General features: G+C 65.2%; 32 protein-coding genes and 1 pseudogene. 9 read left to right on the top strand and 24 right to left on the bottom strand.

Translation table 11 applies throughout. The annotated features are described in order from the left end of the window. Positions 1-10 precede the first annotated feature (10 nt). The 7 genes and pseudogenes from pssA to AC3A6M_RS03090 form a co-directional block, all read right to left on the bottom strand. On the bottom strand, positions 11-880 hold the full coding sequence (pssA, locus tag AC3A6M_RS03120; protein WP_487851280.1) for a CDP-diacylglycerol--serine O-phosphatidyltransferase: 870 nt from the start codon (positions 878-880) through the stop codon (positions 11-13). Positions 881-964: 84 nt separating this feature from the next. Continuing rightward, positions 965-1,741 carry an SIMPL domain-containing protein gene (locus AC3A6M_RS03115; RefSeq protein ID WP_487851279.1) on the bottom strand — a complete coding sequence of 259 codons (777 nt, stop codon included), beginning with the start codon at positions 1,739-1,741 and terminating at the stop codon, positions 965-967. A gap of 236 nt (positions 1,742-1,977) precedes the next feature. Then, a complete protein-coding gene (ilvC, locus tag AC3A6M_RS03110) occupies positions 1,978-2,994 on the bottom strand; it encodes a ketol-acid reductoisomerase (protein ID WP_487851278.1) in 1,017 nt (338 codons plus the stop codon). 72 nt (positions 2,995-3,066) lie between these two features. Beyond that, on the bottom strand, positions 3,067-3,558 hold the full coding sequence (ilvN, locus tag AC3A6M_RS03105) for an acetolactate synthase small subunit (RefSeq protein WP_442121815.1): 492 nt from the start codon (positions 3,556-3,558) through the stop codon (positions 3,067-3,069). After that, entirely contained in the window at positions 3,558-5,285 is a 1,728-nt protein-coding gene (locus tag AC3A6M_RS03100) for an acetolactate synthase 3 catalytic subunit (RefSeq protein WP_487851277.1), read from the bottom strand. The genes ilvN and AC3A6M_RS03100 overlap by 1 nt, the downstream gene beginning before the upstream one ends. Positions 5,286-5,736: 451 nt before the next feature. After that, complete coding sequence (locus AC3A6M_RS03095; protein ID WP_487851276.1) at positions 5,737-5,925, bottom strand: glutathione S-transferase family protein; 189 nt, start codon at positions 5,923-5,925, stop codon at positions 5,737-5,739. Continuing rightward, positions 5,880-5,975 (bottom strand): annotated as a pseudogene (locus AC3A6M_RS03090) (glutathione S-transferase); the annotation flags it as partial. The pseudogene AC3A6M_RS03090 and the gene AC3A6M_RS03095, both read right to left, overlap by 46 nt. A gap of 129 nt (positions 5,976-6,104) precedes the next feature. On the opposite strand from AC3A6M_RS03090, the gene AC3A6M_RS03085 reads away from it, so the two are divergent. From AC3A6M_RS03085 to AC3A6M_RS03070, 4 genes are read left to right on the top strand one after another with little or no spacing between them, the layout of a single operon-like run. Continuing rightward, the gene (locus AC3A6M_RS03085) at positions 6,105-6,674 is read left to right on the top strand and encodes an RNA polymerase sigma factor (RefSeq protein ID WP_487851275.1); all 570 of its coding nucleotides are present in this window, start codon (positions 6,105-6,107) and stop codon (positions 6,672-6,674) included. Further along, the gene (locus tag AC3A6M_RS03080; protein ID WP_487851274.1) at positions 6,671-7,090 is read left to right on the top strand and encodes a DUF3619 family protein; all 420 of its coding nucleotides are present in this window, start codon (positions 6,671-6,673) and stop codon (positions 7,088-7,090) included. Before AC3A6M_RS03085 ends, AC3A6M_RS03080 begins: the two co-directional genes overlap by 4 nt. Before the next feature lie 11 nt (positions 7,091-7,101). Further along, positions 7,102-7,890, top strand: a complete 789-nt coding sequence (locus tag AC3A6M_RS03075; RefSeq protein WP_487851273.1) for a DUF3106 domain-containing protein — start codon at positions 7,102-7,104, stop codon at positions 7,888-7,890. An 8-nt stretch (positions 7,891-7,898) separates the two neighbouring features. Beyond that, on the top strand, positions 7,899-8,441 hold the full coding sequence (locus AC3A6M_RS03070) for an RDD family protein (RefSeq protein ID WP_487851272.1): 543 nt from the start codon (positions 7,899-7,901) through the stop codon (positions 8,439-8,441). Positions 8,442-8,450: 9 nt separating this feature from the next. On the opposite strand, the gene AC3A6M_RS03065 is transcribed toward AC3A6M_RS03070, so the two are convergent. From AC3A6M_RS03065 to AC3A6M_RS03010, 12 genes are all read right to left on the bottom strand, one after another. Then, the gene (locus tag AC3A6M_RS03065) at positions 8,451-9,152 is read right to left on the bottom strand and encodes an RNA pseudouridine synthase (RefSeq protein WP_487851271.1); all 702 of its coding nucleotides are present in this window, start codon (positions 9,150-9,152) and stop codon (positions 8,451-8,453) included. After that, complete coding sequence (gene ltaE, locus AC3A6M_RS03060) at positions 9,149-10,165, bottom strand: low-specificity L-threonine aldolase (RefSeq protein WP_487851270.1); 1,017 nt, start codon at positions 10,163-10,165, stop codon at positions 9,149-9,151. Before ltaE ends, AC3A6M_RS03065 begins: the two co-directional genes overlap by 4 nt. 13 nt (positions 10,166-10,178) lie before the next feature. Beyond that, positions 10,179-11,099, bottom strand: coding sequence for a class I SAM-dependent methyltransferase (locus AC3A6M_RS03055; RefSeq protein ID WP_487851269.1), 921 nt, complete (start codon positions 11,097-11,099; stop codon positions 10,179-10,181). Then, entirely contained in the window at positions 11,086-11,280 is a 195-nt protein-coding gene (gene iscX / locus AC3A6M_RS03050) for a Fe-S cluster assembly protein IscX (protein WP_487851268.1), read from the bottom strand. The genes AC3A6M_RS03055 and iscX overlap by 14 nt, the downstream gene beginning before the upstream one ends. Before the next feature lie 23 nt (positions 11,281-11,303). Continuing rightward, complete coding sequence (gene fdx, locus AC3A6M_RS03045; RefSeq protein ID WP_060567016.1) at positions 11,304-11,642, bottom strand: ISC system 2Fe-2S type ferredoxin; 339 nt, start codon at positions 11,640-11,642, stop codon at positions 11,304-11,306. A 123-nt stretch (positions 11,643-11,765) separates the two neighbouring features. Beyond that, positions 11,766-13,655, bottom strand: a complete 1,890-nt coding sequence (gene hscA, locus AC3A6M_RS03040; RefSeq protein WP_487851267.1) for a Fe-S protein assembly chaperone HscA — start codon at positions 13,653-13,655, stop codon at positions 11,766-11,768. A gap of 64 nt (positions 13,656-13,719) precedes the next feature. After that, the gene (gene hscB, locus AC3A6M_RS03035) at positions 13,720-14,235 is read right to left on the bottom strand and encodes a Fe-S protein assembly co-chaperone HscB (RefSeq protein WP_487851266.1); all 516 of its coding nucleotides are present in this window, start codon (positions 14,233-14,235) and stop codon (positions 13,720-13,722) included. 18 nt (positions 14,236-14,253) lie between these two features. After that, on the bottom strand, positions 14,254-14,577 hold the full coding sequence (gene iscA / locus AC3A6M_RS03030) for an iron-sulfur cluster assembly protein IscA (protein WP_487851265.1): 324 nt from the start codon (positions 14,575-14,577) through the stop codon (positions 14,254-14,256). A 5-nt stretch (positions 14,578-14,582) separates the two neighbouring features. Beyond that, positions 14,583-14,975, bottom strand: coding sequence for a Fe-S cluster assembly scaffold IscU (gene iscU / locus AC3A6M_RS03025; protein WP_060567023.1), 393 nt, complete (start codon positions 14,973-14,975; stop codon positions 14,583-14,585). 26 nt (positions 14,976-15,001) lie between these two features. Further along, positions 15,002-16,258 (bottom strand): IscS subfamily cysteine desulfurase, encoded by a 1,257-nt coding sequence (locus tag AC3A6M_RS03020; protein ID WP_487851264.1) that lies wholly within the window; start codon positions 16,256-16,258, stop codon positions 15,002-15,004. Then, positions 16,258-16,773 carry a Fe-S cluster assembly transcriptional regulator IscR gene (gene iscR / locus AC3A6M_RS03015; protein WP_487851263.1) on the bottom strand — a complete coding sequence of 172 codons (516 nt, stop codon included), beginning with the start codon at positions 16,771-16,773 and terminating at the stop codon, positions 16,258-16,260. The genes AC3A6M_RS03020 and iscR overlap by 1 nt, the downstream gene beginning before the upstream one ends. A gap of 256 nt (positions 16,774-17,029) precedes the next feature. Then, positions 17,030-17,812 (bottom strand): uracil-DNA glycosylase family protein, encoded by a 783-nt coding sequence (locus AC3A6M_RS03010; RefSeq protein ID WP_487851262.1) that lies wholly within the window; start codon positions 17,810-17,812, stop codon positions 17,030-17,032. 177 nt (positions 17,813-17,989) lie between these two features. Between AC3A6M_RS03010 and AC3A6M_RS03005 the strand changes: the two genes are divergently transcribed. Then, positions 17,990-18,448 carry a CBS domain-containing protein gene (locus AC3A6M_RS03005; RefSeq protein WP_487851261.1) on the top strand — a complete coding sequence of 153 codons (459 nt, stop codon included), beginning with the start codon at positions 17,990-17,992 and terminating at the stop codon, positions 18,446-18,448. Positions 18,449-18,658: 210 nt separating this feature from the next. Next, on the top strand, positions 18,659-19,354 hold the full coding sequence (locus tag AC3A6M_RS03000) for a PEP-CTERM sorting domain-containing protein (RefSeq protein WP_487851260.1): 696 nt from the start codon (positions 18,659-18,661) through the stop codon (positions 19,352-19,354). 27 nt (positions 19,355-19,381) lie between these two features. Here AC3A6M_RS03000 and maiA read toward each other — a convergent pair whose 3' ends face one another. Further along, a complete protein-coding gene (gene maiA / locus AC3A6M_RS02995) occupies positions 19,382-20,026 on the bottom strand; it encodes a maleylacetoacetate isomerase (RefSeq protein WP_487851259.1) in 645 nt (214 codons plus the stop codon). Continuing rightward, positions 20,023-21,048: a fumarylacetoacetate hydrolase family protein gene (locus AC3A6M_RS02990; protein ID WP_487851258.1), complete on the bottom strand. Its 1,026-nt coding sequence runs from the start codon at positions 21,046-21,048 to the stop codon at positions 20,023-20,025. The genes maiA and AC3A6M_RS02990 overlap by 4 nt, the downstream gene beginning before the upstream one ends. Positions 21,049-21,141: 93 nt before the next feature. Here AC3A6M_RS02990 and AC3A6M_RS02985 point away from each other — a divergent pair, with 93 nt between their 5' ends. From AC3A6M_RS02985 to AC3A6M_RS02975, 3 genes are all read left to right on the top strand, one after another. Further along, on the top strand, positions 21,142-22,047 hold the full coding sequence (locus AC3A6M_RS02985) for a LysR family transcriptional regulator (protein WP_487851257.1): 906 nt from the start codon (positions 21,142-21,144) through the stop codon (positions 22,045-22,047). A gap of 4 nt (positions 22,048-22,051) precedes the next feature. Next, positions 22,052-22,618, top strand: coding sequence for a gamma-glutamylcyclotransferase (locus AC3A6M_RS02980; RefSeq protein WP_487851256.1), 567 nt, complete (start codon positions 22,052-22,054; stop codon positions 22,616-22,618). Between the two features lie 64 nt (positions 22,619-22,682). Then, positions 22,683-23,222 carry an ankyrin repeat domain-containing protein gene (locus tag AC3A6M_RS02975; protein ID WP_487851255.1) on the top strand — a complete coding sequence of 180 codons (540 nt, stop codon included), beginning with the start codon at positions 22,683-22,685 and terminating at the stop codon, positions 23,220-23,222. Between the two features lie 15 nt (positions 23,223-23,237). On the opposite strand, the gene AC3A6M_RS02970 is transcribed toward AC3A6M_RS02975, so the two are convergent. The 3 genes from AC3A6M_RS02970 to AC3A6M_RS02960 all read right to left on the bottom strand — a co-directional run bounded on the left by AC3A6M_RS02970 (position 23,238) and on the right by AC3A6M_RS02960 (position 25,849). Then, positions 23,238-24,557, bottom strand: coding sequence for a GGDEF domain-containing protein (locus AC3A6M_RS02970; RefSeq protein ID WP_487851254.1), 1,320 nt, complete (start codon positions 24,555-24,557; stop codon positions 23,238-23,240). A gap of 121 nt (positions 24,558-24,678) precedes the next feature. Beyond that, complete coding sequence (locus AC3A6M_RS02965) at positions 24,679-25,245, bottom strand: RNA 2'-phosphotransferase (protein WP_487851253.1); 567 nt, start codon at positions 25,243-25,245, stop codon at positions 24,679-24,681. A gap of 7 nt (positions 25,246-25,252) precedes the next feature. Beyond that, entirely contained in the window at positions 25,253-25,849 is a 597-nt protein-coding gene (locus AC3A6M_RS02960; protein WP_487851252.1) for an AAA family ATPase, read from the bottom strand. Positions 25,850-25,937 lie beyond the last annotated feature (88 nt).

The following is a 25,937-nucleotide window of genomic DNA, read 5'->3' as shown; positions in this document are numbered from 1 at the left end:
TGCGGCCGGATCAACGCCGCTCGCTCGGATCGAGCGGCTCTTCCTCGGTCTGCACGATGCTGACCGGCTTGCCCTTGGCCAGGCGCCAGAAATACACGACGTAGCCGGACAGTCCGTACACCACGAACAGCGGCCACAGCACCTTCGGCGGGTCGATCGCCAGCAGCGCGAAGAACAGCGCGATCAGGAACACCACGATGAAGGGCACCGACTTGCGGAAGTTGACGTCCTTGAAGCTGTAGAACGGCACGTTGGTGACCATGGTCAGGCCGGCGAACAGGGCCAGGCCCCACGAGATCCAGTCGACCTGGCGCGCGCTGACGTTGATGTCGGGGTCGGTCATCATCATCACGAAGCCGACCACCAGGGCCGCCGCGGCCGGGCTGGGCAAGCCCTGGAAGAAGCGCTTGTCGACGACCTCGATGTTGGTATTGAAGCGGGCCAGGCGCAGCGCGGCGCCGGCGCAGTAGACGAAGGCGGCGATCCAGCCCAGCTTGCCGAGGCCGCGCAGCGACCATTCGTAGATCACCAGGGCCGGCGCGGCGCCGAAGGACACCATGTCGGACAGCGAGTCATACTGGGCGCCGAATTCGGACTGGGTGTTGGTCAGGCGCGCCACGCGGCCGTCCAGGCCGTCGAGGACCATGGCGATGAACACGGCCCAGCAGGCATGGTCGAAGCGCTGGTTCATCGCCATCACGATCGCGTAGAAGCCGCCGAACAGGGCGGCGGTGGTGAAGGCGTTGGGCAGCAGGTAGATGCCGCGGCGCGGACGGGCGGCGGCGTCGGTCTTGCGGGCGGCGCGGCTGAAGCGGCTGAAACGGCCGAAGCGGCCCGTCTTGGGAGCGCCGTTCTTTCTGCGGCGTGGGAATGTTGGCATAAGTATTGTTATTCGGTAACAGCGCGCCAGTGCGCGAACCACGCCATTATATGGCCGCGCAGGGGTGTTAGCGAACCGATACGCTTACCTGAATTTCACTTTTCCGACCAGGCGCATCTGCAGCAGGGTTTCGCCGGGCTCGAAGCTGGGCTCGGGCATCTCGGCGGCTTCCGCATGTTTTCCGCGCATCATCGCCATCGGCGCCGCCGCGGCGACCGGCCCGCCCGCGTAATTGCCGCTGCCTTCGAAGTCGACGGTGTCGATGACCGCATCGCCGACATTGCGCCCCATCGCGCGCGCGATCGCCGCGATGCGCTCGTTCAGGTTGCGGTAAGTGGCGGCGATGCGCTCCTCGTCCAGCTTCTTCGTCAGCTCCGGGCTGAGGTGGTAATCGATGTTGCTGATCCCCAGCACCTTCTGGGCCGCGGCGGCCGTCTTCGGCAGCCTGTCGAGGTTGTGCGTCTTGACTTCCAGGTACTGGCCGACGCGCCAGCCGATCGGGATCCGGCGCGCGGCCTGGCTGGCCAGCGGACGCGGGCCGTCCGGCACTTCCGGATACACCGGGTAGCTGTAGTAGTTGATGGTCTTCAGCTCGGCCTGCGGATCTTCGCGGCGCACGATCTCGGTGCCCTGCTTCATCTTCTGGTTCACGCGCGCCTGCGCGGCGGCGCGGTCCTTGTCCTGCTCTTCGACGGAGAAGGTGACGGTGGCTTCGTCGTTGGCGTGCTTGACTTCACCGAAGGCGGGGACGATGACCAGGGTGCCGCTGGTCGTGGCCGCGGCGGGCGCGGTCTGCGGCTGCGCCTGGGCGTCGAGGGCGAGTCCGAGGCTGGCGGCGAGGATGAGGTGCGAGGGACGCATTGCTGTTCTCCGGTTGGGTTACGGGAAGAACGATAGCGTGTTTTGCTGCTGCGGGGTGTGGATGTAATGGAAAGTTGCAAAGAGATGCAACTTATTACCGTCGTTCCCGCGCAGGCGGGAACCCAAGTTTGTATAACGAAGCCAGAGACGTCGCGAGCGCGCGGGATTTCGGGCTTCTGACAGGAACTTGGGTCCCCGCCTGCGCGGGGACGACGTTCAAAAGCTATCGGCCTTGATCAGTTCTTCGACTGGTCCACCAGCTTGTTCTTCGCAATCCACGGCATCATCGCGCGCAGCTTGCTGCCGACTTCTTCGATCTGGTGCTCGGCGGTCAGGCGGCGGCGCGAGATCAGGGTCGGGGCGCCGGCCTTGTTCTCGAGGATGAACGACTTGGCGTACTCGCCGGTCTGGATGTCCTTCAGGCACTGGCGCATCGCTTCCTTGGTCTGCTCGGTGACGACGCGCGGGCCGGTCACGTATTCGCCGTATTCCGCGTTGTTCGAGATCGAGTAGTTCATGTTGGCGATGCCGCCTTCGTAGATCAGGTCGACGATCAGCTTCAGCTCGTGCAGGCACTCGAAGTAGGCCATCTCCGGCGCGTAGCCGGCTTCCACCAGGGTCTCGAAGCCGGCCTTGATCAGCTCGACGGTACCGCCGCACAGCACGGCCTGCTCGCCGAACAGGTCGGTCTCGGTCTCTTCGCGGAAGTTGGTCTCGATGATGCCGGCGCGGCCGCCGCCGTTCGCCATCGCATACGACAGCGCGATGTCGCGCGCCGCGCCCGATTTGTCCTGGTAGACCGCCACCAGGTGCGGCACGCCGCCGCCCTGGGCGTAGGTGTTGCGCACGGTGTGGCCCGGGGCCTTCGGCGCCACCATGATGACGTCGAGGTCGGCGCGCGGCACCACCTGCCCATAATGCACGTTGAAGCCGTGCGCGAAGGCCAGCACCGCGCCCTGCTTGGCGTTCGGCTCGATGTTTTCCTTGTAGACCTGGGCGATGTTCTCGTCCGGCAGCAGGATCATGATGACGTCGGCGGCCTTGACCGCCTCGTCGACCTCGGCGACCTTCAGGCCGGCCTGCTCGACCTTGCCCCACGATGCGCCGCCGCGGCGCAGGCCGACGGTCACGTTGACGCCGGAATCGTTCAGGTTCTGGGCGTGCGCATGGCCCTGCGAGCCGTAGCCGATGATGGCGACGTTCTTGCCTTTGATGAGGGAGAGGTCGCAGTCTTTGTCGTAGAAAACTTTCATTTTTATATCCTGTGTTTTGGTGTATTCGGTACATGGTGGGCACGTGGCGCCCACCCTACATTGCTTGATGCGTCAAACCTTGAGGATGCGCTCGCCCCGGCCGATGCCGGAGCCGCCCGTACGGACGGTCTCGAGGATGGAAGCGCGGTCGATGGCGTCGATGAAGGCGTCCAGCTTGCTCTTGGCGCCGGTCAACTCGATCGTGTAGGTCTTCTCGGTCACGTCGATAATGCGGCCGCGGAAGATATCGGCGGTGCGCTTCATCTCTTCGCGTTCCTTGCCGACCGCCCTCACCTTGATCAGCATGAGCTCGCGCTCGATGTGCTGGCCTTCGGTCAGGTCGACCACCTTGACCACCTCGATCAGGCGGTTCAGGTGCTTGGTGATCTGCTCGATGATGTCGTCCGAGCCCGTGGTCACGATGGTCATGCGCGACAGGGTCGGGTCTTCGGTCGGCGCCACCGTCAGCGTCTCGATGTTGTAGCCGCGTGCGGAAAACAGGCCGACCACGCGCGACAGGGCGCCCGCTTCGTTCTCGAGCAGGACGGAAATAATGTGGCGCATTACAGGTCCTCCGAGCTCAGCAGCATCTCCGACAGGCCCTTGCCCGTCTTGACCATCGGCCAGACGTTCTCGCTGCGGTCGGTGATGAAGTTCATGAACACCAGGCGGTCCTTCATCGCGAAGGCGTCGCGCAGGGCGCCCTCGACGTCGCCCGGCTTCTCGATGCGCATGCCGACGTGGCCAAAGGACTCGGCCAGCTTCTCGAAATCGGGCAGCGAATCCATGTAGGACTCGGAATAGCGCGAGTTATAGTCGAGCTCCTGCCACTGGCGCACCATGCCCAGGAAGCGGTTGTTCAGGAGGATGATCTTCGGGGTCAGGTGGTACTGCTTGCAGGTCGCCAGCTCCTGGATGTTCATCTGGATCGAGCCCTCGCCCGTGATGCAGGCCACGGTGGCGCCGGGATTCGCCATCTGCACGCCCATCGCGTACGGCAGGCCCACGCCCATCGTGCCCAGGCCGCCCGAGTTGATCCAGCGGCGCGGCTGGTTGAACGGGTAGTACTGGGCCGCCCACATCTGGTGCTGGCCGACGTCCGAGGTGACGAAGGCGTCGCCGCCGGTCACCTGCCAGAGCTTCTCGACCACCGATTGCGGCTTGATGACCTCGTCGGACGGCGCGTACTTCAGGCATTCGCGCGCGCGCCATTCGCCGATCTGCTGCCACCATTTGCGCAGCGCCCCTTCGTTCGGCTTCTGGTCGGCGGCGTCGAGCTGGGACAGCAGCTCCACCAGCACGTCCTTGACGTTGCCGACGATCGGGATGTCGACCTTCACCCGCTTCGAGATCGACGAGGGGTCGATGTCGATGTGGATGATCTTGCGCGGGTGGCTGGCGAAGTGTTTCGGGTTGCCGATCACGCGGTCGTCGAAGCGGGCGCCGATCGCGATCAGCACGTCGCAGTGCTGCATCGCCATGTTCGCCTCATAGGTGCCGTGCATGCCCGGCATGCCGACGAAATGGCCGCTGGACGCGCGGTAGGCGCCCAGGCCCATCAGCGTGTTGGTGATCGGGAAGCCGAGCTTGTCGACCAGGCGGTTCAGCTCGTTCGATGCATTGGCCAGGATCACGCCGCCGCCCGTGTAGATCATCGGGCGCTCGGCTTGCAGCAATAACTGCACCGCCTTGCGGATCTGGCCCGCATGGCCCTTGTCGACCGGCTTGTACGAGCGCATCTCGATCTCGCGCGGATACTCGTACTGGCACTTCTGCATGCTGATGTCCTTCGGGATATCGACCAGGACCGGGCCGGGACGGCCGGTGCGGGCGATATAGAAGGCTTTCTTCATCGTCGCGGCGAGATCGCGCACGTCCTTGACGAGGAAGTTGTGTTTGACCACGGGACGGGTGATGCCGACCGTGTCGCATTCCTGGAAGGCGTCCTGGCCGATCGCGTGGGTCGGCACCTGGCCGGAGATCACCACCATCGGAATCGAATCCATGTAGGCGGTGGACAGGCCGGTGACGGCATTCGTCACGCCCGGACCGGAAGTGACCAGGGCCACGCCGACCTGGTTCGAGCTGCGCGAATAGGCGTCGGCTGCGTGGATGGCCGCCTGCTCGTGGCGTACCAGGATGTGCTGGAATTTGTCCTGCTTGAAGATGGCGTCGTAGATATAGAGGACCGCGCCGCCGGGATAACCGAAGACGTGCTTCACGCCCTCCTCGGCCAGGCAACGGACAACTATTTCAGCGCCCGTGATGGGAACTGCTGCGTCATGACTCATTACGTTTCCTTTCAAGACCCATAGGGAGATTGATCGGATGCTCGTTCCTGACGAGATACGTGTCACGCAACAGTGCTCATGCTTCCCTTCTTCCTGCGGTCACGGCGATCTTTCAGCTACCCGTAGATAACTTACGAACCGTCGCTGGTCGCAAACTCGTTTGGCGTGAGTTTCTGTGTGCGGAATGCGTGTCTCTCGCGCTTTTGGCACGGGTTGGAGCAAACTGCCTACATGTGAAAGCGCGTCATTCCGGGAGCGACGGGATATGCCGTTCCGGATGACCTTGGGCTTCGGGGTTGCAAAGCTTCAGATACCTTACTGCGTTGCACCATTCCGGTCAAGTACAAATATGGAAATAACTTTTTTGGTGCACGGGGGCGTGTACGAAATTATCGTCGGTTTTGAAGCCGGGAATGGCCGAATATTGCCGAGATCCCGTCATTCGCAGGCATCAGGCCGTGCCGTTCATGCAGAACGCCAGGCATCCCGGGCGCTGGCGCAGCAATCCGGCATATGCCCGCAGGGCCGGGTAATCGGGCCGTTCCATCGGCGTCATCAGCCAGCGGTTGAGCGACAGTCCCAGCACGATGTCGGCCAGCGAGAACGCCGGGCCGGCGGCATACGCACGGCGCAGGTCCACAAGACCTTGCGCACATTGATCGAACTTGCCTTCCCCAGGATGCGCAGCATGGTCGTCTTTCGTCATGTTGATCGCCTGATCGGATGATCATGGCCGGTCCCGTTCCCCCGGATGGCTGTTTACAGTGCGCTCAGCCGTAAATTTTGCTAGGATTCGAAGGTTTTCCGACCCTTCATCGCATGGCCACTGACAAAGAACTAAACGACTTCCTCGAGAGTGTCGAGCGGCGCGCCTTCAAGCAGGCTGCATACGCGGTCCGCAAGGACGAGGCAGCGCTGGACATCGTTCAGGACGCCATGATCAAGCTGGCCGAGAAATACGGTGACAAGCCGCTGGCCGAACTGCCGATGCTGTTCCAGCGCATCCTGCAGAACACCATCCTCGATTATTTCCGCCGCGAGAAGGTCCGCAACACCTGGATCAGCCTGTTTGGCGGCCTGGGAAGGCGGGATGAAGACGACGAGGACTTTGATATACTCGCCACTTACGAGGCCGAGGAAGGGACTGCCGCCGCCGAGTCGAGCGCAGACCAGGTCGAACGCGCCGAAACCCTGCGCCTGATCGACGAAGAGATACAAAAGCTCCCGGCGCGTCAACGGGAAGCCTTCCTCATGCGTTACTGGCAGGACATGGACGTGGCCGAAACGGCCCAAGCGATGGGATGCTCCGAGGGCAGTGTAAAGACGCATTGTTCTCGCGCTACGCATGCCCTGCAAAAAGCCCTGGAGGCCAAGGGAATTAAATTATGAACACCGACGACATCAACCTGGCGTACAAGATCCGCCATGCCCTGAACGAGAATCTCGACAAGCTGCCGGCCTCGACCACCGACCGGCTGGCGGCCGCGCGCGCGCAGGCCCTGGCGCGCAAGAAGGCCGCTGCGCCGGCGCCGGTACGCGCACAGGAAAAGCGCCCGCTGTTCGATCTCGGCTCCTTGTTCTCGATGCAATGGGTGGCGCGCGCCGCCGTGGTCGCACCGCTGCTGGCGATGGTCGCCGGCCTGGTCGGCGTCTACCAGGTCGAGCGCGAGCAGCGCATCGCCGAGCTGGCCGACCTGGACGCCGCCGTGTTGTCCGACGACCTGCCGCTCACCGCGTACACCGACCACGGCTTCAATGCCTACCTGGCCCAGCAACAGCAGCAAGTGCCGCAGCGCACTCAGTAAGGCCCAGCTTGATGACGGCAAACAAGGGTAAAGTCGCAGCCGGCGCCGCCGCGGCCGTGTTCGCCGCCATCGTGCTGCTGTTCAGCCAGCAGCACGACCGTCTCGGCTTGACGGACGCGGGCAGCGCCGCGCCCGCTTCCAGCGCGGCCGCCGCCGACGCCTCCGCCCATCCCGGCAAGCCCGGCAGCGCGTCCGCCCACAAGGGCGGCGACAAGCCCTTGTGGCATACCCTTACCCCGGCCCAGCAGGTGGCGCTGCAGCCGCTGCAGGCCGAATGGGACCAGATGGACGGCGTGCGCAAGCAGAAATGGCTGCAGCTGGCGAACCGCTTCGCGGGCATGAAACCGGAAGAACAGCAGCGTGTGCACGAGCGCATGCGCGAATGGGTCAAGCTGACGCCGGCCCAGCGCGAACTGGCGCGCGAAACCTATGCGCGTGCGCGCAAGATCGCGCCCGACCAGAAGACCGCGAGCTGGGAGAGCTACCAGCTGCTGCCCGACGAACAGAAGAAGAAACTGGCGGCGTCGGCCGAGGGCCGCAAGCGGACCTCCGTGGTGCCGAGCCAGGCCAGCGGCAAGGTCGTGGCCCCGCTCGGCCAGGGGGCCACTTCCTGCCCTGCCGGCACCGTCAGGAACAGCGTCTCCGCCACCCCGCCCTGCGTGGCCGCACCAGGCACGCCGCAGCAGCCTGCGCCGGCCGCACCGGCGCCGCAACCCGCCCAACCGGCCCAGCCGGCCAATCCGCCCCAGCAGGAAAAGCCGGTGCCGGCCAACTGGGGCATCAGTCCAAACAACGCCTGAGCCAGCCCATGTCCGACACGCCCGGCAGCACGCCGACCATCAAGCGCCGCCTGACGATCATGGTCTACGAGACCTTCCTCCTGCTGGCCGTCGAGATGCTGGCCGTCGCGCTCTACCTGCTGGTCACGCGCAACAGCCACGCGCCGCTGGCCCAGCACGGCCTCAAGGCGTTCCTGTTCCTGGTGACGGGCGCCTACTTCGTCTGGTGCTGGACCGACAGCGGCCATACGCTGGCGATGAAGACCTGGCGCGTGCGCCTGACCGTCGGCGGCCAGGGCCGCGTGCCCGTGCGGACGGCGGTGCTGCGTTACCTGCTGGCCTGGGGCTGGTTCCTGCCGGCGCTGATCGTCTGCGCCGCGTTTGGTTTGAAAAGCAAGACCGAAGTCTCGGCGGCGGTCGCCGCCGGCATCGCCGCCTGGGGTCTCACGGCCTTCCTCGACCGGGACCGCCAGTTCCTGCACGACCGCCTGGCGGGCACGCGCCTGGTGCAATTGCCGAAGCCCTCGAAGGCCAGGCCGGCCGCGGATGCGGCGCAGGCTGCCGGCGCCTGAGCGCCTTCCTCAGAACTTCTCGACGTCCTTCAGGTAGCGCCACTGCCCGACCGGCAGGCTGCTCAGCGCGACCCGGCCGATGCGCAGGCGGCGCAGGGCCTTCACTTCCAGTCCGACCTGGGCGCACTGCGCTTCGATCTGGCCCGGCACGATGCCCTTGCCGGCAAAGCGCAGCCGCGCCTCGCTCTGCCAGCTGGCCTTGATCGGCGCATTCGGCTTGCCGCCCCTGTTCAGGCGCGCCAGGCCATCTTCGAGAATCGCGCCCGTGACCTCGGCCACATATTCCTGCTCGATGCGGTCGCCATCCTCGCCCAGCTTGCGCAGCACGCGCCAGTCCTGGCTGAACACGACCAGGCCGCTGGCCATGGCTTCCAGCGGCATCGCCGGCGTCAGCTTCGTCAGGTGGCGCTTCAGCACGCGCTGGCCCTGCCCGGCCTCGAACAGCGTCTCCACCTGCAGCGAGTCGAGCGCGGCCTTGCCGTGCAGGCCGGCCGGCTTGTGCAGCAGGATGGTGACCGGCAGCGGCTCCTCGGCCGTCGCGCCAGGCAGGAGCAGCACCCGCTGTTCCGGCGAGACGCGGGTCGCCGGCTCGTCGACGACAGCACCGTCAACGCTGACCCAGCCGCCGGCGATGTAGCGCTCGGCCTCGGCGCGCGAACACGGTACGATCTCGGCCACGCGCTTGGCCAGGCGGATGCCTTCTTCGGTCATTTAAAAAAATCCTTGAACACCGCGATGGTCTTCTGCACGTCTTCGCGGCTCACGTCCAGGTGGGTCACCAGGCGCGTGTGCGGGCCGATGGACGCCCGGATACCGGCCCTGGCCAGGTGCTCGCGCAGCGGCGCGCACGCGGCTTCCGGAATCTGGACGTAAAAGATGTTGGTCTGCGGCGCGGTGACGCGCAGCTGTTCGATCTGTGCCAGCCCCGCCGACAGGTCGGCCGCGTTCTGGTGGTCGTCCGCGAGGCGCTCGACGTTATTCTCGAGCGCGTACCGGGCCGCCGCGGCGATCACGCCGGCCTGGCGCATGCCGCCGCCCAGCATCTTGCGCCAGCGCTTGCCCTGCTCGATGAAGGCCTTCGGGCCCAGCAGCACCGAGCCGACCGGCGCGCCCAGGCCTTTCGACAGGCAGACCGACACGGTATCGAAACCGGCCACCGCCGCGCGCAGGCTGATGCCGTTCTTGACGGCGGCATTGCAGATGCGCGCGCCGTCCAGGTGGGTCGCCAGGCCCTTCTCGTGCGCCAGCGTGGTCGCCGCCAGCACGTAGTCCTGCGGCAGCACGCGGCCGCCGATGGTGTTCTCGAGCGCGAGCAGGCGCGTGCGCGCGAAGTGCATGTCGTCCGGCTTGATGTAGGCCGCGATGTCGGACAGCGCGATCGAGCCGTCCGGCTGGTTGGCGATCGGCTGCGGCTGGATGCTGCCCAGCACCGCGGCGCCGCCGCCTTCGTACTTGTAGGTGTGCGCTTCCTGGCCGACCAGGTATTCGTCGCCGCGGCCGCAATGGCCCATCAAGGCGATCAGGTTGGTCTGGGTGCCGCTCGGCGCGAACAGGCCGGCCTCGAAGCCGAACAGCTCGGCGGCGAAGTCCTGCAGGCGGTTGACGGTCGGGTCATCGGCATACACGTCGTCGCCGACCGGGGCGGCCGCCATGGCAGCGCGCATCGCGGCGGATGGTTGGGTGACGGTGTCGCTGCGCAGGTCGATCCAGTGTTGTTCGCTCATGGCTCTTTGTCGGTCAGTCGGTAGGGGAGTCGGCGGGCTCGCCGGTATAGAAGCGCCGGGCCATCTCTTCCAGGCCCACTTCGGCCAGCACCTGCTGCAGGCGCTCGGCGGGCCGCTTGCGCGGCAGGTTTTTATACGTAGCGACGATCAGCTCGTTCTTCATCGAGTGCTCCCACCCCACCAGTTCCGTCACCGTGACCTGGTAGCCGTGCGCCTCCAGCTGCAGGCAGCGCAGCACGTTGGTGATCTGGCTGCCGAATTCGCGGGTGTGGATCGGGTGGCGCCAGATCTCGGTCAGCGCGCTGCGGCCCAGGTCCTTGCCCTTGTTCTTGCGCAGCACCGACGCGACTTCGGCCTGGCAGCACGGCACCAGCACGATGTGCCTGGCCTTCTTCTTCAGCGCGAAGTCGATCGCGTCGTCGGTCGCGGTGTTACAGGCGTGCAGCGCGGTGACCACGTCGACGGTCGGCGGCAGCCTGTCGGATTCGGTGGATTCGGCCACCGACAGGTTCAGGAAGGACATGCCCTCGAAACCCAGGCGCGCCGCCAATTCCGTCGACTTCTGCACCAGCTCTTCGCGGGTCTCGATACCGTAGATGTGGCCGTCCTCGCCTGCGGATCGTCCCTTGAACAGCAGGTCGTACAGGATGAAGCCGAGGTAGGACTTGCCGGCGCCATGGTCGACCAGGGTCACGCCCTGCTTGTTCCCACCCTGCTTTTCGAGAACCTCGTTGACCAGCGGTTCGATGAACTGGACCAGGTGGTAGACCTGCTTGAGCTTGCGCCGGCTGTCCTGGTTCAGCTTGCCGTCGCGGGTGAGGATGTGCAGCTCCTTGAGCAGCTCGATCGACTGTCCCGGCTTGATCTCCGGCGCCAGTTCGTAAATGGTCGGCGCCGGCTTCTTCGCGGCGTTATCTCGTTTAACTTGCTTCATCTATCCAGGCCGTTTGAATGGCTTCCAGCACGCGCTCGCCTCCGCGGGCACGGTCGTCGTCGAAGCCGTCCAGCCCGACGACCCAGTTATGCAGGTCCACGAAGCGCACCGCCCTGGGGTCGACATCCGGGTACTTCTCGACCAGCGCTTCGGCGATGGCGGTGACGTCGGTCCACTTCATGGCGGGCTCCCTGGAATCGGTGATCAGTGGTTCTCGGCTGCGTGGTTGATCGTGTACTTCGGGATCTCGACCACGAGGTCTTCGTCGGCGATGATGGCCTGGCACGACAGGCGCGAGTTCGGCTCCAGGCCCCAGGCCTTGTCCAGCATGTCCTCTTCCTTTTCTTCCTGCTCGTTCAGCGAGTCGAAGCCTTCGCGCACGATCACGTGGCAGGTGGTGCAGGCGCACACGCGGTCGCAGGCGTGCTCGATCTCGATGTCGTTCTCCAGCAGGGTGTCGCAGATCGACTTGCCCTGCTGGCCTTCGAGCACGGCGCCTTCGGGGCAGAAGACGGGATGGGGGAGGATGACGATTTGTGGCACTTCTTTTACCTCGTTTGTTTTATGTAATCCGTCGTTCCCGCGAAGGCGGGAACCCAATTTTGCCAGCGTTTCGTTACCGCACGCAGAACTTGGGTCCCCGCCTTCGCGGGGACGACGGTATTTTCAGACCTGATCCAGCGACTTACCCGCCAGCACCTTGCGCACGCTCTTGTCCATGCGCCGCGCCGCGAAATCCTCGGTGCCCTGGGCCAGCGACTGCACCGCATCGTGCAGCCTGTTCTGGCGCTCGTCGATGGCGACGGCCTCGTCGTTCGAGCGGGCCAGCGCATCGCGCACGCCCTGCTCCAGCGCCGCGATGGCCGCGCGTTCTTCCTCGTCCAGCAGTTCGGCATCGGCATCCAGCGCCGACTGCGTGGCCAGCAGGATGCGCTCGGCCTCGACCTGTTCTTCGCGCAGCGCGCGGGCGACCATGTCGACCTGGGCCGAGTTGTACGAGTCCTGCAGCATGCGCGCCACCTCGTCGTCACCCAGGCCGTAGGACGGTTTCACGGTGATCGAGGCTTCGACGCCGGAACGCGTCTCGCGCGCCGAGACCGACAGCAGGCCGTCGGCGTCGACCTGGTAGGTCACGCGGATGCGCGCGGCGCCGGCCGCCATCGGCGGGATGCCGCGCAGTTCGAAGCGCGCCAGCGAGCGGCAGTCGGACACGAGCTCGCGCTCGCCCTGCACCACGTGCACCGCCAGCGCGGTCTGGCCATCCTTGAAGGTCGTGAATTCCTGGGCGCGCGCACACGGGATCGTCGAGTTGCGCGGGATGATCTTCTCGACCAGGCCGCCCATGGTCTCGATGCCCAGCGACAGCGGGATCACGTCCAGCAGCAGCCAGTCGTCGCCCGGCGCGCGATTTCCCGCCAACAGGTTCGCCTGGATCGCTGCGCCCAGCGCCACCACCTTGTCCGGGTCGATGTTCGCGTGCGGGATGGTCTTGAAGAAGTCGCCCACGGCGCGGCGCACGTTCGGCATGCGGGTGGCGCCGCCGACCAGCACCACGCCGTCCACGTCTTCGACCGACACGTTGGCGTCGCGCATGGCCTTGCGCACCGCATTCATGGTCTTGGCGACCAGCGGCTGGGTGATCTCGGCGAAGGTCCTGGCGCTGACCGTCACCTGCACGATCTCGCCCGACTTCAGGATCGCCTCGACCGTCGTTTCTTCGTTCGTCGACAGCAGTTCCTTGGCCTGGCGCGCCTTGACCATCAGGGTCGCCGTGTCTTCATCCGACAGCGGCGCGAGGCCGGCCTGCTGGGTGATGTGGCAGAACAGGCGCTGGTCGAAGTCGTCGCCGCCCAGGGCCGAATCGCCGCCGGTCGACAGCACTTCGAACACGCCTTTCGACAGCTTCAGGATCGAGATGTCGAAGGTGCCGCCGCCCAGGTCGTAGACCGCGAACACGCCTTCCTTGCCATGGTCCAGGCCATAGGCGATGGCGGCGGCGGTCGGCTCAGACAGCAGGCGCAGCACGTTCAGGCCGGCCAGCTGGGCCGCATCCTTGGTCGCCTGGCGCTGGGCGTCGTCGAAATAGGCGGGCACGGTGATCACGGCGCCGACCAGTTCGTCGCCGAGGGCGTCTTCCGCGGTCTGGCGCAGGGTGGCCAGGATCTGCGCCGACACCTCCACCGGGCTCTTCACGCCGGCCACGGTCTTCAGCTGCACCATACCCGGAGCGTCGACAAAGTCATACGGCATGTTCTCGGCATGCGCGATGTCCTTCAGGCCGCGCCCCATGAAGCGCTTGACGGAGACGATGGTGTTCTTCGGGTCGGTGGTGCGGTGGGCCTGGGCCTTGTAGCCGATGTTGGCGTGGCCGTTCGGCAGGTAACGCACGATCGATGGCAGCAGCGCGCGGCCGTCCTCGTCGCTCAGCACTTCGGGAATGCTGGAGCGCACGGTCGCGACGAGGGAATTGGTGGTGCCCAAGTCGATGCCCACCGCCAGCCGGTGCTGGTGCGGCGCGGTCGACATGCCGGGTTCGGAAATCTGCAGTAGTGCCATGGTCGTGTTACCTGGTTTTATTATTCGATATGTCCGCGCCCGTGGGCACCGCGGGCACGGGGGATTACGATTCGAGCGCTTCGAAGGCGTAGTGCAGCTCGTCCGCGAACTTATCGAGGAACATCAGCGCCCGCACGCCCTGCGCGGCCTGGGTGTAGTCGCCGGCGTCGAGCAGCTTGCCGACCTGGGCCAGCCTGCTCTTCTTTTCGCTGCGCACCTGCGCGTCGAGTTCGTCCAGCGCCTCGGCGTCCTTGCCTGCCCGCGCATCGAACAACGCCTCGCGCAGTTCCATCTGCTGCATCAGGAAGTCCATCGGCATCGCCGTATTGGATTCGGTCTGCAGGTCGACGCCATGCAGCTCGCACAGGTAGCGCGCGCGCAGCATCGGGTTGCGCAGGGTCTGGTAGGCCTCGTTGGCGCGGGTCGCCCACTGCATCGCGACGCGCTTTTCGGCGTCGCTGGCGTTCACGAAGCGGTCCGGGTGCACCCGGCCCTGGATTTCGCGGTAGGCCGAATCCAGCGCGTCCATGTCGACGTCGAAGCGGGCCGGCAGCTGGAACAGCTCGAAGTGATTCTGCATTGGGCTGAGCTTCCTGCGTCAGATGCGGAAGCTTTCGCCGCAGCCGCAGTTGTCCTTGACGTTCGGGTTATTGAAGCGGAAGCCCTCGTTCAGGCCTTCGCGCGCGAAGTCCAGTTCGGTGCCGTCGATGTAGGGCAGGCTTTTCGGGTCGACGAAGACCTTCACGCCGTGCGACTCGAAGATGTTGTCTTCGGTCGCCGGCTCGTCGACGTACTCCAGCTTGTAAGCCAGGCCGGAGCAGCCGGTCGTGCGCACACCGAAACGCAAGCCGACACCCTTGCCCCGGCGTTCGAGGTAACGGGTGATGTGACGCGCGGCTTTTTCGGTCAGGGTGATTGCCATTGTCGTTATGCCTGTTCGGTGGCGTGCTTGTGCTTGTAGTCGGCGACAGCGGCCTTGATCGCGTCCTCCGCCAGGATCGAGCAGTGGATCTTCACCGGCGGCAGGGCCAGTTCTTCGGCGATCTGGGTGTTCTTGATCGACAGCGCTTCGTCCAGCGACTTGCCCTTGACCCACTCGGTCACCAGCGAGCTCGAGGCGATTGCCGAGCCGCAGCCGTAGGTCTTGAACTTCGCGTCTTCGATCACGCCCGCTTCGTTCACCTTGATCTGCAGCTTCATTACGTCGCCGCAGGCCGGGGCGCCGACCATGCCGGTGCCGACGTCGTCGGAGTTCTTGTCGAACGAGCCGACGTTGCGCGGGTTTTCGTAGTGGTCCAGGACTTTATCGGAATATGCCATGTCAGTGCTCCTTCAGTATTCAGTGATTAGTGGGCTGCCCATTGGATCGAATTCAGGTCGATCCCGTCCTTGTGCATTTCCCACAGCGGCGACAGTTCGCGCAGCTTGCCGACTTTCGACTTCAGCAGGTTGATCGCGAAGTCGATGTCTTCCTCGGTGGTGAAGCGGCCGATGGTGAAGCGGATCGAGCTGTGCGCCAGTTCGTCGCTGCGGCCCAGGGCGCGCAGCACGTACGACGGTTCCAGCGACGCCGAGGTGCAGGCCGAACCGGACGACACCGCCAGGTCCTTGACCGCCATGATCAGCGACTCGCCTTCGACGAAGTTGAACGAGACGTTCAGGTTGTGCGGCACGCGGTGCTCCATGTCACCGTTGATGTAGACCTCTTCGATCTCCATCAGGCCCTTGGCCAGGCGGTCGCGCAGCGCCTTCACCTTGGCGATCTCGGCGTCCATCTCTTCCTTGGCGATGCGGAAGGCTTCGCCCATGCCCACGATCTGGTGGGTCGGCAGGGTGCCCGAACGCAGGCCGCGCTCGTGGCCGCCGCCGTGCATCTGCGCTTCCAGGCGCACGCGCGGCTTGCGGCGCACGTACAGGGCGCCGACGCCTTTCGGGCCGTAGGTCTTGTGCGCGGTGAAGGTCATCAGGTCGACCTTCAGCGCTTCCAGGTTGATGTGGACCTTGCCGGTGGCCTGGGCGGCGTCGCAGTGGAAGATCACGCCCTTCTTGCGGCACAGTTCGCCGATCTCGGCGATCGGCTGGATCACGCCGATCTCGTTATTCACCAGCATCACGGAGACCAGGATGGTGTCCGGGCGGATCGCCGCTTCCAGCTGCTCCAGCGAGACCAGGCCGTTGTCCTGCGGCTCCAGGTAGGTCGCCTCGAAGCCCTGGCGCTCCAGTTCGCGCACGGTGTCGAGCACCGACTTGTGCTCGGTCTTCACGGTGATGATGTGCTTGCCCTTCGTTTTATAGAAGTTGGCGGCGCCCTTCAGGGCCAGGTTGTTCGATTCGGTCGCGCCCGAGGTCCAGATGATCTCGCGCGGATCGGCGCCGACCAGGGCGGCGACGTTGGCACGCGCTTCCTCGACGGCCGCCTCGGCGCTCCAGCCGTAGGCGTGGCTGCGCGAGGCCGGATTGCCGAACTGCTCGCGCAGGAACGGAATCATCGCGTCTGCCACGCGCGGATCGATCGGCGTGGTCGCCGAGTAGTCCATGTAGATCGGGAAATGCGGTGCAGTCTGGAAGCTCTGCTCGATTTTTTTGTCCAGGGGCGCGTTCATCAGTTCACTCCATTCAATATGCTGTGCGTTGCTTCGGTATTGTCCGACGCCGCGTGGCGGTGCATCACCACGACGTTCTGTTCCTTCTGTTCTTTCAGCTTTTGCTGCTCGACCAGGTCCTGCAGGGAGACCGAATCGAGATAGTCGACCATCTTCGCGTTCAGGGTGGCCCACAGCTCGTGGGTCATGCAGCGCGTGCCGCTGGCGGCATCGGCGCCGTGGCAGTTTTCCTTGCCGCCGCACTGGGTCGCGTCGAGCGGTTCGTCGACGGCGATGATGATGTCGGCGACGGTCACCTTGTCGGCGCTGCGCGCCAGGCTGTAGCCGCCGCCCGGGCCGCGCACCGATTCGACGATCTCGTGACGGCGCAGCTTGCCGAACAGCTGCTCCAGGTAGGACAGCGAAATGGCCTGGCGCTGGCTGATGCCCGACAGCGTGACGGGACCGTTGCCCTGGCGCAGGGCAAGATCGATCATCGCAGTAACAGCAAAACGGCCTTTGGTGGTCAGACGCATCACAACCCCGGGTTGGTTTCCAAACAGTGTTAAAATCTTGCTTCTCTTCAACGCCTCAAGTTCCATCTCCCTGCGTTGGCAAGAATAAAAACCCGATTAGTTGATTGATTTAGTCAAGTATAGCGTATTTGGTGGGGTTTGTCTTGCAGCCCCATTTTTTGACTTGGCATAAACCGGGGTCAGACTCCCGATTTTCGCAACGTCCCCCGAACAATTTCCAAACACCGGAGTCTGACCCCGGTTTGAGCCAATTCAATCAGTTTCGGTGCAGCAGTTGCATCGGGCCGAACAGTTTGTGCATGCCTTCGTGGCCGATGAAGCTGAGGTTGTAGGGGTGCTCGGTGTGGATCTGCGGGAAGCCTTCGGTTTCCGGCACTTTCTTCAATTGCTCGGCGATCTTGCCCCACAGGACCAGGGTCGGCTTCTCCGCGCACTGGCCCAGCGCCGCGAACACGGCGCGCTGGAACGGCAGCCAGGCGCGCGCGTCCACCACCGGGGCGACATGCTTGCGGAATACCAGCGAGGCATTCAATAACAGGAAGCCCTGCCCGGTCAGCTTGTCCTGCAGTTCGGCCAGGGTCCGGATCGCGCCGCCTTCGCGCGCCGCTCTGGCGATGGGCGCCAGGGCCGCGCCGCCGGTGTCGTCGATGCTGAGCTGGCCATCGGCCACCAGCAGCATCTTCATGAAGTTGCGCAGCGAAGTCGCGCGGTTGACCGGCTTCGACAGCCCCGTCTCCGACCACAGCTCGCCCACCGCGCCGTCCATGAAGCACACCCCGGTGGCGCTCTCCGGCCGCGGATACGGCCCCTCGCCCACCAGCACGTAGCGCACTTTTTCCAGCGGCAGCGCGAAGGCCGCGAACAGGCGGCCGCCGTTCGGCAGGTAATCGTCGTCGGCCAGCGCGGGCAGGTAGGCCGGATCGGCTTCCACCATGGCGCGCAGGCCGGCTTCCAGGTGCGGGCGCCAGGACGGATCGGCCAGTTGCAGGGCCTCGTGGATGGCAGCGGGGATCGGGGCGGAAATCGTGGCAGTCGGCATGGCGGATCGGCAGGCTGAAAAGGGTCCAGATTGTAGCCGACCCGGCCGTCCGCAAGGGCGCAGGCGCCCCTTTTTTCCGGGCTGTGCCGGGAGTCAAGCTAGCGTCGGGCTTGCGCAAATCGGTGCATCATCGGCCCGCATTCGACTATCGATCACGCAACCGACAGGAGGAATTCCATGCAAACGATCCAGGATGTGATGACCCGCGATGTGCAAAGCATTTCGCCGCAGGAAACGATACAGCGCGCCGCCCAGATGATGGACGAGCTGAACGTCGGCGCGATTCCGGTGCTCGACGGCCGGAAACTGGTCGGCATGATCACCGACCGCGACATCACCGTGCGCGCCACCGCCGCCGGCCAGGCGCCGGGCAGCACCCGCGTCGGCGACGTGATGAGCACCGACGTGCGCACCTGCTCGCCGGAACAGACCGTCGATGAAGTGCTCGGCCAGATGGGCGACGTGCAGATCCGCCGCGTACCGGTAATCGACGAGAACTCGCAGGAAGTGGTCGGCATCGTCTCGATGGGCGACATGGCGACCAAGCATTCGGCCGGCGTCGACCGCGCGCTGGAAGAGGTATCGTCGCCGTCGGAACCGGACCGTACCGGCATGCACTCGGCAACCCGGCATTGAAGTCCCGGCCGGGATATGCCCACGGCATCGCCCGGCCATACAATACATCAAAGCAACAATAATTTTTTTTCGAAAATCTTTACACTTATTCAATAAGGGTTTGCGTTATATCAAGTGATTGCAATTAAAACAATGACTTGTAGTAACTGGCACGTTCGTTGCTATTAAGGCTGGGGTAACTCCTCATCCAAAACTAGAACGGACGCCACCATGAAAATCTCGAAGCATCTTGCCAAAGCAGCAATGATCGCCGCTGGTGCGATCACCATGTGCTCCATGACCCCGGCCGCACTGGCCAACCCAGTCGGTACCACCTACGTCTTCACGCTGGATATCTCGCAATCGGCCTCCGGCCTGCCGGACACGAACTACGGCACGGTCACCCTGACCCAGGGGCAGGACGAGGTGGATGTGAACGTGACCCTGGCCAACGGCTTCGTGTTCGCCAATACCGGCGTCGGCCCGCAGTTCGCGTTCAACCTGGCCCAAGCGTTTGCGAACGCGACCATCACCCTGGATGCGGGCACCGCCGCGAATTTCGTGGTGGGCACCGCCAGCCCGTTCAACTTGACGCCTTACGGCCTGTTCACGGATGCCCTGCAGTTCAAGAGCGGCGTCAAGGGCGGCATCTCGGGCAACATCGGTACCCCGCTGAACTTCAGCGTGGCCCAGGCCGGCATCACCCTCGATGACTTCACGAAGAGCGGCCCGCGCAACAATGGCCAGCCTGGCGGCTACAGCTTCGCGGCGGATGTCGGCTTTGTTGCCTCCGGCAATTCCGGAGGCGTGGCGGCCGTTGGCCACACTACCCAGGAACCACCGCCGAACCCGGTTCCGGAACCGGTGTCGGCTGCCCTGCTGGGCCTGGGCCTGGCCGGCATGGGACTGGCGCGCCGCCGCAAGTAAAAAAGGGCCGCGCATGCGGCCCTGTTGTTATTCTGCGTCCGGCTGGTTGGACGGATGCGCCGCTACGAAGGCAGGTATCTTGACGCACTGCGCGTTGATGCGCGAGATGTTCGGATAACCCGACACCTCGACGCCATGGCGCTGGGCGTTGAAGACTTGCGGCACCAGCAGGCAGTCGGCGATGGTCGGCGTGTGGCCATGGCACAGCGGCCCGGCGCTCGGGTCGCGCGCCAGGTGTTTTTCCAGCACCTCGAGGCCGCTCACCAGCCAGTGGCGGTACCACTCGTTCTTCTGCTCGTCGGATACGCCGAGGTCGTGCTTCAGGTAGCGCAGCACGCGCAGGTTGTTCACCGGGTGGATGTCGCAGGCGATGATCTGGGCCAGCTCGCGCACGCGGGCGCGCTCGGTGGCGTCCTTCGGCATGATCGGCACCTGCGGGTAGGCGTCTTCGAGGTATTCGAGGATGGCCATCGACTGCGTCAGCGTGATGTAGTCATCCTGGAAGGCCGGCACCAGGCCGCTCGGGTTGATCGAGCGGTACTTCTCCTGCAACTGTTCGCCGCCGTCACGGAGGAGGTGGACGGGGATGGCCTCGTACTGCAAGCCCTTCAGGTTCAGCGCGATGCGAACCCTGTAGGCGGCCGAGCTGCGAAAATATGTGTAGAGCTTCATGCTTTCCTCCCGTGATAATGGGCGACCTCCTGGTCGATCGCCCCGAAAATGCTCGCCCCGGCCGCATCCAGCATCTCGATGCGGACCGTGTCTCCATAGCGCAGGAATGGCGTCTGCGGCGCCCCCTGTTCGATCGTCTCGTACATGCGCAGCTCGGCCAGGCAGCAGTAGCCGACGCCGCCATTGGCGATGCTCGAGCCGTGCAGGCCGCCCTGCTTGTTCGATACCGTGCCGGAGCCGATGATGCTGCCGGCCGCCAGCTCGCGGGTGCGGGCGGCGTGCGCGACCAGCTGCGCGAAACTGAACGTCATGTCGTCGCCCGCGTTCGGGCGGCCGAAGGGCTGGCCGTTCAAGGTCACCTGCAGCGGCAGGCAGAGCTTGCTGTCGCGCCAGGCGTCGCCCAGTTCGTCCGGGGTCACGGCCACCGGCGAGAACGCGCTCGCGGGCTTCGACTGGAAGAAGCCGAAGCCCTTCTCCAGTTCCTTCGGGATCAGGTTGCGCAGCGATACGTCGTTCACCAGCATCACCAGGCGGATCGCCTGCGCTGCCTGCTCGAGGCTCGCGCCCATCGGCACATCGCCGGTCACGACCGCCACTTCCGCCTCCAGGTCCACGCCCCACTCTTCGGACAGCACCGCGATCGGATCGCAGGGGCCGACGAAGGAATCCGAACCGCCCTGGTACATCAGGGGATCGGTGTAGAAGGATGGCGGCACCTGGGCGCCGCGCGCCTTGCGCACCAGCTCGACGTGGTTGATGTAGGCCGAGCCATCGGCCCACTGGTAGGCGCGCGGCAGCGGCGAGGCGCATTCTTCTTCGAGGAAGGAGACCGCATCGGGAGCCGTGCCCTGGTTCAGCTGTTCGTACACCTGCTGGAGTTGCGGTGCGCTGCGGTCCCAGTCGTCCAGCGCGGCCTGGAGGGTGCGCGCGATCGCCGGGACGGCCTGGCAGGTGACGAGGTCGCGGCTGACGACGACGAGGGTTCCGTCGCGGCCGCCGGCTTTCAGGGTGGCGAGTTTCATGATGTTCCTTAACAATCAGACATTGCCGCCATTAAAGACTAATCCGGACTATCATACAAACAATATTTTTCACTTCATTTATCGGATTGTCTGATGAATCCCACCCTACGCCAGATGCGCGCCTTCGTCGCTGTGGCCAAGACTGGTAACTTTACGCTGGCTGCCCAATACATGCACGTCACGCAGTCAGCTTTGTCCGGTTTGATCAAAGAACTGGAGCAAACGCTTGGCGCGCGTGTGATCGACCGCAGTACGCGCCGGATTGCGCTGACCGATATGGGTAACGAGCTCTACCCCCTATTCAGCCAGATGATCGACGATCTCGACAGTGCGCTTGCTAACGTTGCGGATCACACGCAACTCAGGAAGGGTATCGTGCGGGTCGCCGCGCCACAGTTGATGGCCTGTACCCTGCTGCCCCAGGCGATCGCGGCGTGGCGCGCGCGCCACCCCGAAGTCAAGGTCAGCCTGGCCGACAGCGCCGTCGAAAACGTCACGGCGCGGGTGCTGTCCGGGGAGGTCGACTGCGGCGTCGGCCCCGAACGCGACGACACCCCCGAACTGGACGCCCGTCCGCTGCTCGATATGCCCTTCGAGGCCGTGATGCCGCCCGGCCATCCCCTCGAAAGCCGCGCGCGGCTGGCCTGGAGCGACCTGGCCGGCTATCCCTTCATCTCCTTGCGCGGCCAGTTCACCGAGCGCCTGCTGGCCGACATGGGCGAGTCCCTGCGCGAAGCCACGCTGAAGCCGGAACACGAGGTGACCTTCATGACGACCGCGCTGGCGATGGTGGCGGCCGGACTCGGGCTGACGATCTGCATGCCCTACGCCTCGGCGCTGGTGCGGCGCCACGGCCTGCTGACGCGGCCGCTGGTCGATCCGGTGCTGACGCGCCGCTTCTTCATCTACACCCGCGGCCAGCGTTCGCTGTCGCCGGCGGCCGAGGCCTTCACCGCCTTCCTGGCCGACTACGTGGGCCAGGGCCAGGCGCTACAATAGCGGCATGTCTTACAACACCATCGCCATCAACCAGCGCATGGACCGTTTCGACAGCCACGCCAGCGTCTGGCTGTTCGGCTACGGCTCCCTGATCTTCAAGGCCGACTTTCCCTTCCTGGAACGGCGCCCGGCCCATATCGCCGGCTGGACCCGGCGCTTCTGGCAGGGCTCGCACGACCACCGCGGCACCGAGACGGCGCCCGGGCGCGTCGTGACCCTGGTGCCGGACGCCGGCGCCCTGTGCCACGGCATGGCCTACCTGGTCACGCCGGAAGAATTCGCCCACCTCGACTACCGCGAAAAGAACGGCTACCTGCGCCTGGCCACCGAGATCCATTTCGAGGACGGCAGCGCGGCCGAGGGCCTGGTCTACATCGCCACCCACGAAAACGCGGCCTACCTGGGCCCGGCCAGCGAACGCGAGATCGCGCGCCAGATCGCCGCCGCCTGCGGACCGAGCGGCCCGAACAGCGAATACCTGCTGGAACTGGCCAAAGCCCTGCGCGAGCTGGGCAAGTTCGACGAACACGTGTTCGAGATCGAGCGCCATCTGATGGCGTTTGCAGCCTGATCCTGCGACCGGATCCGGGCGGCTGTGGTCTAATCGTCATGCATCGACGCGCCAGGAGACCATCATGCAGACAGCGCAAGCGCGGCCGCCTTCGGCCGGCGAACTCGACGACGACACCCTCGCCTTTGTGCGCCGGGTATTCGGCCATGCCCGCGCCGGCGAAGCCGCCGAGCTGGCCGCCCTGCTGGGCCAGGGCCTGCCGCCCAACCTGCGCAACGAACGCGGCGACAGCCTGCTGATGCTGGCCTGCTACCACGGCCACCATGACGCCGCCAAGGTGTTGCTGGAGCACGGCGCCGATCCGGAGATCATGAACGACGCCGGCCAGGCCCCGCTGCACGGCGCCGCCTTCAAGGGCGACCTGCGCGTCGCCACCCTGCTGCTCGACCACGGCGCCCGGGTCGACGCCGCCGGCCCGAACGGCAAGACGGCGCTGATGTTCGCCGCCATGTTCAACCGCGCCGACATCGCCCGACTGCTGCTGGCGCGCGGCGCCGACCCCTTCCAGGCGGATGCGGACGGCAATACCCTGCCCGACGCGGCCCGCAAGATGGGGGCAATGGACACGATGGAACTGCTGGCGGCGGCAACGAACGAACGCTAGCGCGCCCGGCGCCGATCAGCGCTGGTCCGCGGGTAGTGGGCAAATGCGGTTACGCCCGCCCTGCTTGGCTTCGTACAGCATGGCATCGGCGCGCAGGAACAGCGCGTTTTCCGTTTGCTGCGCCGGGTACGCCGCCAGGCCGCCGCTGAAGGAGAAGCGCCGCACGTCGCCCTGCCGGATCTCGAAGGGCATGGCGCCGAAGGCCTGGCGCATGGCGTCCAGCCGGCGCCATCCCTGTTCCAGCGTGCAATCCCAGAACACCACCACGAATTCCTCGCCGCCGAAGCGGCTGAGCAGGTCGCGCTCGCCCAGGTGGGACGCCAGGCAGACCGCCAGGCGCTTGATCACGATATCCCCGAAATAATGTCCCCAGGTATCGTTGATGGTCTTGAACTTGTCGATGTCGATCACGCCGAAGGCCAGCGGGCGTTCCTCGCGCGCGGCCTGGCGGATCAGTTCCTGGGCCTTCTTCTGCAGTCCCACCTTGTTGAGCAGGCCGGTCGCACGGTCTTTCGCGATCAGGTCCTTGCTGATACGGATCTTGCTGGCGCGGTTGACGAGCTGCGCGCACAGCAGTCCGGGATCGCCGGCCGGCAGTACGGCGTCGAAGCCGCTGGCCAGGGCGCGCTGCATCAGGCCGGCATCCGGCTGGCGCTGCAGCAGCACGATCTCGCGAACCGGATCGGCTTCGATGTTCTTTTTCAGGATCCGGGCCAGTGAATCGGTGCGCGCGAACTCGGCGTCGCCGACCAGCACCATGTCCGGCTGCAGCTCGCGCACCCGCAGGTGCAGGGTCTGCGGCTGGTCGTGCGGAACAAGTTCGATGCGGGCCTGGCGCAGGCAGTCCTCGTCCAGCCCGGCGGGGTCGCCCAGGTGGACCAGGCGCACCAGCTCGCCGCGCTTTTGCTGGACGAAGAGGTTGAACAGCTTGTCGACCAGGACGTCGTTGGCGATCGGCTTTTCCGCATAGGCCAGGCAATGGCTGCCAACCAGTTTCTGCTGCAGCAGGTAGCGGCCGCCCTGGCGCGAGCTTTGCAGGTAGACATATTCGCGCCCGGCCGGCAGGCGCTGCAGCAGCTCGCCCAGCATCAGGGTCTTGCGGCTGTCCTGCATGTCCGACTGCATGTTGTGCAGCGCGTCGAGATCGATCACGAACAGGCCATTCCCGGCATCGCCCTCCACCGCGGCCACGAATTCGCTGACTTCGCTGAAGAAGGCCATGTCGAAATCGTATTTATGCGCGTGCAGGCGCAGCTCGGCCGCGTTGTCCTTGATGAAGAAGTTCTGCGATAACAGCAGTGCGCGGTATTTATAGAGCGGGACGTTGCCTGACATGGGGTCTGCGATCCATATGCTTGAGTTGCATATCAAACATACATCGAACTCGCCCGATGTTGTGTGAAAAAAAGAAAGTTTTTTTGGAAACATCCGCGCGCATGGCGCGGCAACAACAAGCTTATCCGCCCTGGGTAGCCGCCGCGGCGTGGCGGAGGTAGGTCGGCTTCACCGCGCCGGTCAGCCAGACGCCGTTGTCGGACAGGTAAAATGCGATCCCGTCGGCGCGCATGCGTGCCGCATCGACGGCCAGCACCGCCGGGAAGCCGTGCCGGGCGCCGACCCGCATCGCGGTCTGCACGTCGGCGGACAGGTGCACGTGGTGGCGGGCGCCGGCGTGCAGTCCGGACGCCAGGATGGACTTCAGGAAGCGGCTGGCGGTGCCATGGAAGAGCACCGCGGGCGGTTCGGCTTCGCGCAGCTGCAGGTCGACGGCAATCGAATGGCCCTGGCTGGCGCGGATGCGGGTCCGGTCTTCGTTGAAGGCGAAGCGCTGCTTGTCGTTCTGCGCCACCGTGCGTTCGAGCAGGTCGCGGTCGACCACCTTGCCGTGCTGCGCGAGGCGCGCCAGCAATTCATCGACCTCGGCCCAGCCGTGGGCATCCAGCGCCAGCCCGACGCTGTCGGGGCGGTGGCGCAGGATGTAGCTGAGCAGCTTGCTGGTGGCGAGGACCGGGTCTTTCCGCATGCGGCGCTCAGGCCACGCCCTCGATCACGCGCCGCACCTGCAGCGCGCGCTCTTCGACGCTGCCGCTCACCAGCGTGTAGGGAATACCGCGCGCTTCGAGGTCTTTCAGCACCAGCTGGTGGATGCGCCCGCGCCAGGCTTCGTTCTCGCGCGCGGCCTGCTCTTCGTAGGGAATGTCGTCGGCGCAGACGAAGGTGTAGGCGTAGCGTTCGCGGCAATCGTCGGCGCAGCGCAGCAGCTCGGCAGGCACCGGCTGCGTGACCTGGCCGAATTCCAGGCCCAGCAGCAGCGTGGTCAGGGCATTCGTGTCGACGAACAGGTAGCGCCTGGCGTAGGGCATCTGCTCATCCTCGGCTTCGCGGTGGCGCAGGGCGATGTCGACATAGTCGTCGGCATTCAGCTGGCCCTGCTTGTCTTCCCAGATGTAGCGGCCGATCTCGGGCACGGCGACGCTGCCGTACTGGCGCGCCAGGTATTCGCACAAGGTCGATTTGCCGGTCGACTCCGCGCCGACGAAGACCACGCGCCGGATCCGGCCCGCCGCGCCGCCCGCTGTGTCCTTTCCTGTCCTACCCGATGTACCGCCCTGCTCTTCCATATGCATCCCGTGTTCGAAAATAAGCACTCGCTACAGAAAAACGCGAGGCGCCATCCTAGCCGAGCGCGGCCTCCGCCACAAGACACCCGCCGCA

Source organism: Telluria sp. Soil_C_11, from assembly GCF_057657395.1.
Note: the sequence above shows the minus strand (reverse complement) of the source record. Positions and strands in the feature narration are given on the sequence as shown.

Excerpts from the sequence above, each read along its gene's own strand:
- iscX (WP_487851268.1), bottom strand. The coding sequence starts at position 11,280 with ATGAAGTGGACCGACGTCACCGCCATCGCCGAAGCGCTGGTCGAGAAG.
- iscU (WP_060567023.1), bottom strand. The coding sequence starts at position 14,975 with ATGGCATATTCCGATAAAGTCCTGGACCACTACGAAAACCCGCGCAAC.
- AC3A6M_RS03020 (WP_487851264.1), bottom strand. The coding sequence starts at position 16,258 with ATGAACGCGCCCCTGGACAAAAAAATCGAGCAGAGCTTCCAGACTGCA.
- AC3A6M_RS03005 (WP_487851261.1), top strand. The coding sequence starts at position 17,990 with ATGCAAACGATCCAGGATGTGATGACCCGCGATGTGCAAAGCATTTCG.
- AC3A6M_RS03080 (WP_487851274.1), top strand. The coding sequence starts at position 6,671 with ATGAACACCGACGACATCAACCTGGCGTACAAGATCCGCCATGCCCTG.
- AC3A6M_RS03100 (WP_487851277.1), bottom strand. The coding sequence starts at position 5,285 with ATGAGTCATGACGCAGCAGTTCCCATCACGGGCGCTGAAATAGTTGTC.
- AC3A6M_RS03000 (WP_487851260.1), top strand. The coding sequence starts at position 18,659 with ATGAAAATCTCGAAGCATCTTGCCAAAGCAGCAATGATCGCCGCTGGT.
- AC3A6M_RS02965 (WP_487851253.1), bottom strand. The coding sequence starts at position 25,245 with ATGCGGAAAGACCCGGTCCTCGCCACCAGCAAGCTGCTCAGCTACATC.
- AC3A6M_RS02970 (WP_487851254.1), bottom strand. The coding sequence starts at position 24,557 with ATGTCAGGCAACGTCCCGCTCTATAAATACCGCGCACTGCTGTTATCG.
- AC3A6M_RS02975 (WP_487851255.1), top strand. The coding sequence starts at position 22,683 with ATGCAGACAGCGCAAGCGCGGCCGCCTTCGGCCGGCGAACTCGACGAC.
- AC3A6M_RS03010 (WP_487851262.1), bottom strand. The coding sequence starts at position 17,812 with ATGCCGACTGCCACGATTTCCGCCCCGATCCCCGCTGCCATCCACGAG.
- hscA (WP_487851267.1), bottom strand. The coding sequence starts at position 13,655 with ATGGCACTACTGCAGATTTCCGAACCCGGCATGTCGACCGCGCCGCAC.
- AC3A6M_RS02985 (WP_487851257.1), top strand. The coding sequence starts at position 21,142 with ATGAATCCCACCCTACGCCAGATGCGCGCCTTCGTCGCTGTGGCCAAG.
- AC3A6M_RS03065 (WP_487851271.1), bottom strand. The coding sequence starts at position 9,152 with ATGACCGAAGAAGGCATCCGCCTGGCCAAGCGCGTGGCCGAGATCGTA.
- hscB (WP_487851266.1), bottom strand. The coding sequence starts at position 14,235 with ATGCAGAATCACTTCGAGCTGTTCCAGCTGCCGGCCCGCTTCGACGTC.
- AC3A6M_RS03085 (WP_487851275.1), top strand. The coding sequence starts at position 6,105 with ATGGCCACTGACAAAGAACTAAACGACTTCCTCGAGAGTGTCGAGCGG.
- AC3A6M_RS03075 (WP_487851273.1), top strand. The coding sequence starts at position 7,102 with ATGACGGCAAACAAGGGTAAAGTCGCAGCCGGCGCCGCCGCGGCCGTG.
- AC3A6M_RS03070 (WP_487851272.1), top strand. The coding sequence starts at position 7,899 with ATGTCCGACACGCCCGGCAGCACGCCGACCATCAAGCGCCGCCTGACG.
- pssA (WP_487851280.1), bottom strand. The coding sequence starts at position 880 with ATGCCAACATTCCCACGCCGCAGAAAGAACGGCGCTCCCAAGACGGGC.
- iscR (WP_487851263.1), bottom strand. The coding sequence starts at position 16,773 with ATGCGTCTGACCACCAAAGGCCGTTTTGCTGTTACTGCGATGATCGAT.
- ltaE (WP_487851270.1), bottom strand. The coding sequence starts at position 10,165 with ATGAGCGAACAACACTGGATCGACCTGCGCAGCGACACCGTCACCCAA.
- ilvC (WP_487851278.1), bottom strand. The coding sequence starts at position 2,994 with ATGAAAGTTTTCTACGACAAAGACTGCGACCTCTCCCTCATCAAAGGC.
- AC3A6M_RS03055 (WP_487851269.1), bottom strand. The coding sequence starts at position 11,099 with ATGAAGCAAGTTAAACGAGATAACGCCGCGAAGAAGCCGGCGCCGACC.
- AC3A6M_RS02960 (WP_487851252.1), bottom strand. The coding sequence starts at position 25,849 with ATGCATATGGAAGAGCAGGGCGGTACATCGGGTAGGACAGGAAAGGAC.
- AC3A6M_RS02990 (WP_487851258.1), bottom strand. The coding sequence starts at position 21,048 with ATGAAACTCGCCACCCTGAAAGCCGGCGGCCGCGACGGAACCCTCGTC.
- ilvN (WP_442121815.1), bottom strand. The coding sequence starts at position 3,558 with ATGCGCCACATTATTTCCGTCCTGCTCGAGAACGAAGCGGGCGCCCTG.
- iscA (WP_487851265.1), bottom strand. The coding sequence starts at position 14,577 with ATGGCAATCACCCTGACCGAAAAAGCCGCGCGTCACATCACCCGTTAC.
- AC3A6M_RS03115 (WP_487851279.1), bottom strand. The coding sequence starts at position 1,741 with ATGCGTCCCTCGCACCTCATCCTCGCCGCCAGCCTCGGACTCGCCCTC.
- AC3A6M_RS02980 (WP_487851256.1), top strand. The coding sequence starts at position 22,052 with ATGTCTTACAACACCATCGCCATCAACCAGCGCATGGACCGTTTCGAC.
- maiA (WP_487851259.1), bottom strand. The coding sequence starts at position 20,026 with ATGAAGCTCTACACATATTTTCGCAGCTCGGCCGCCTACAGGGTTCGC.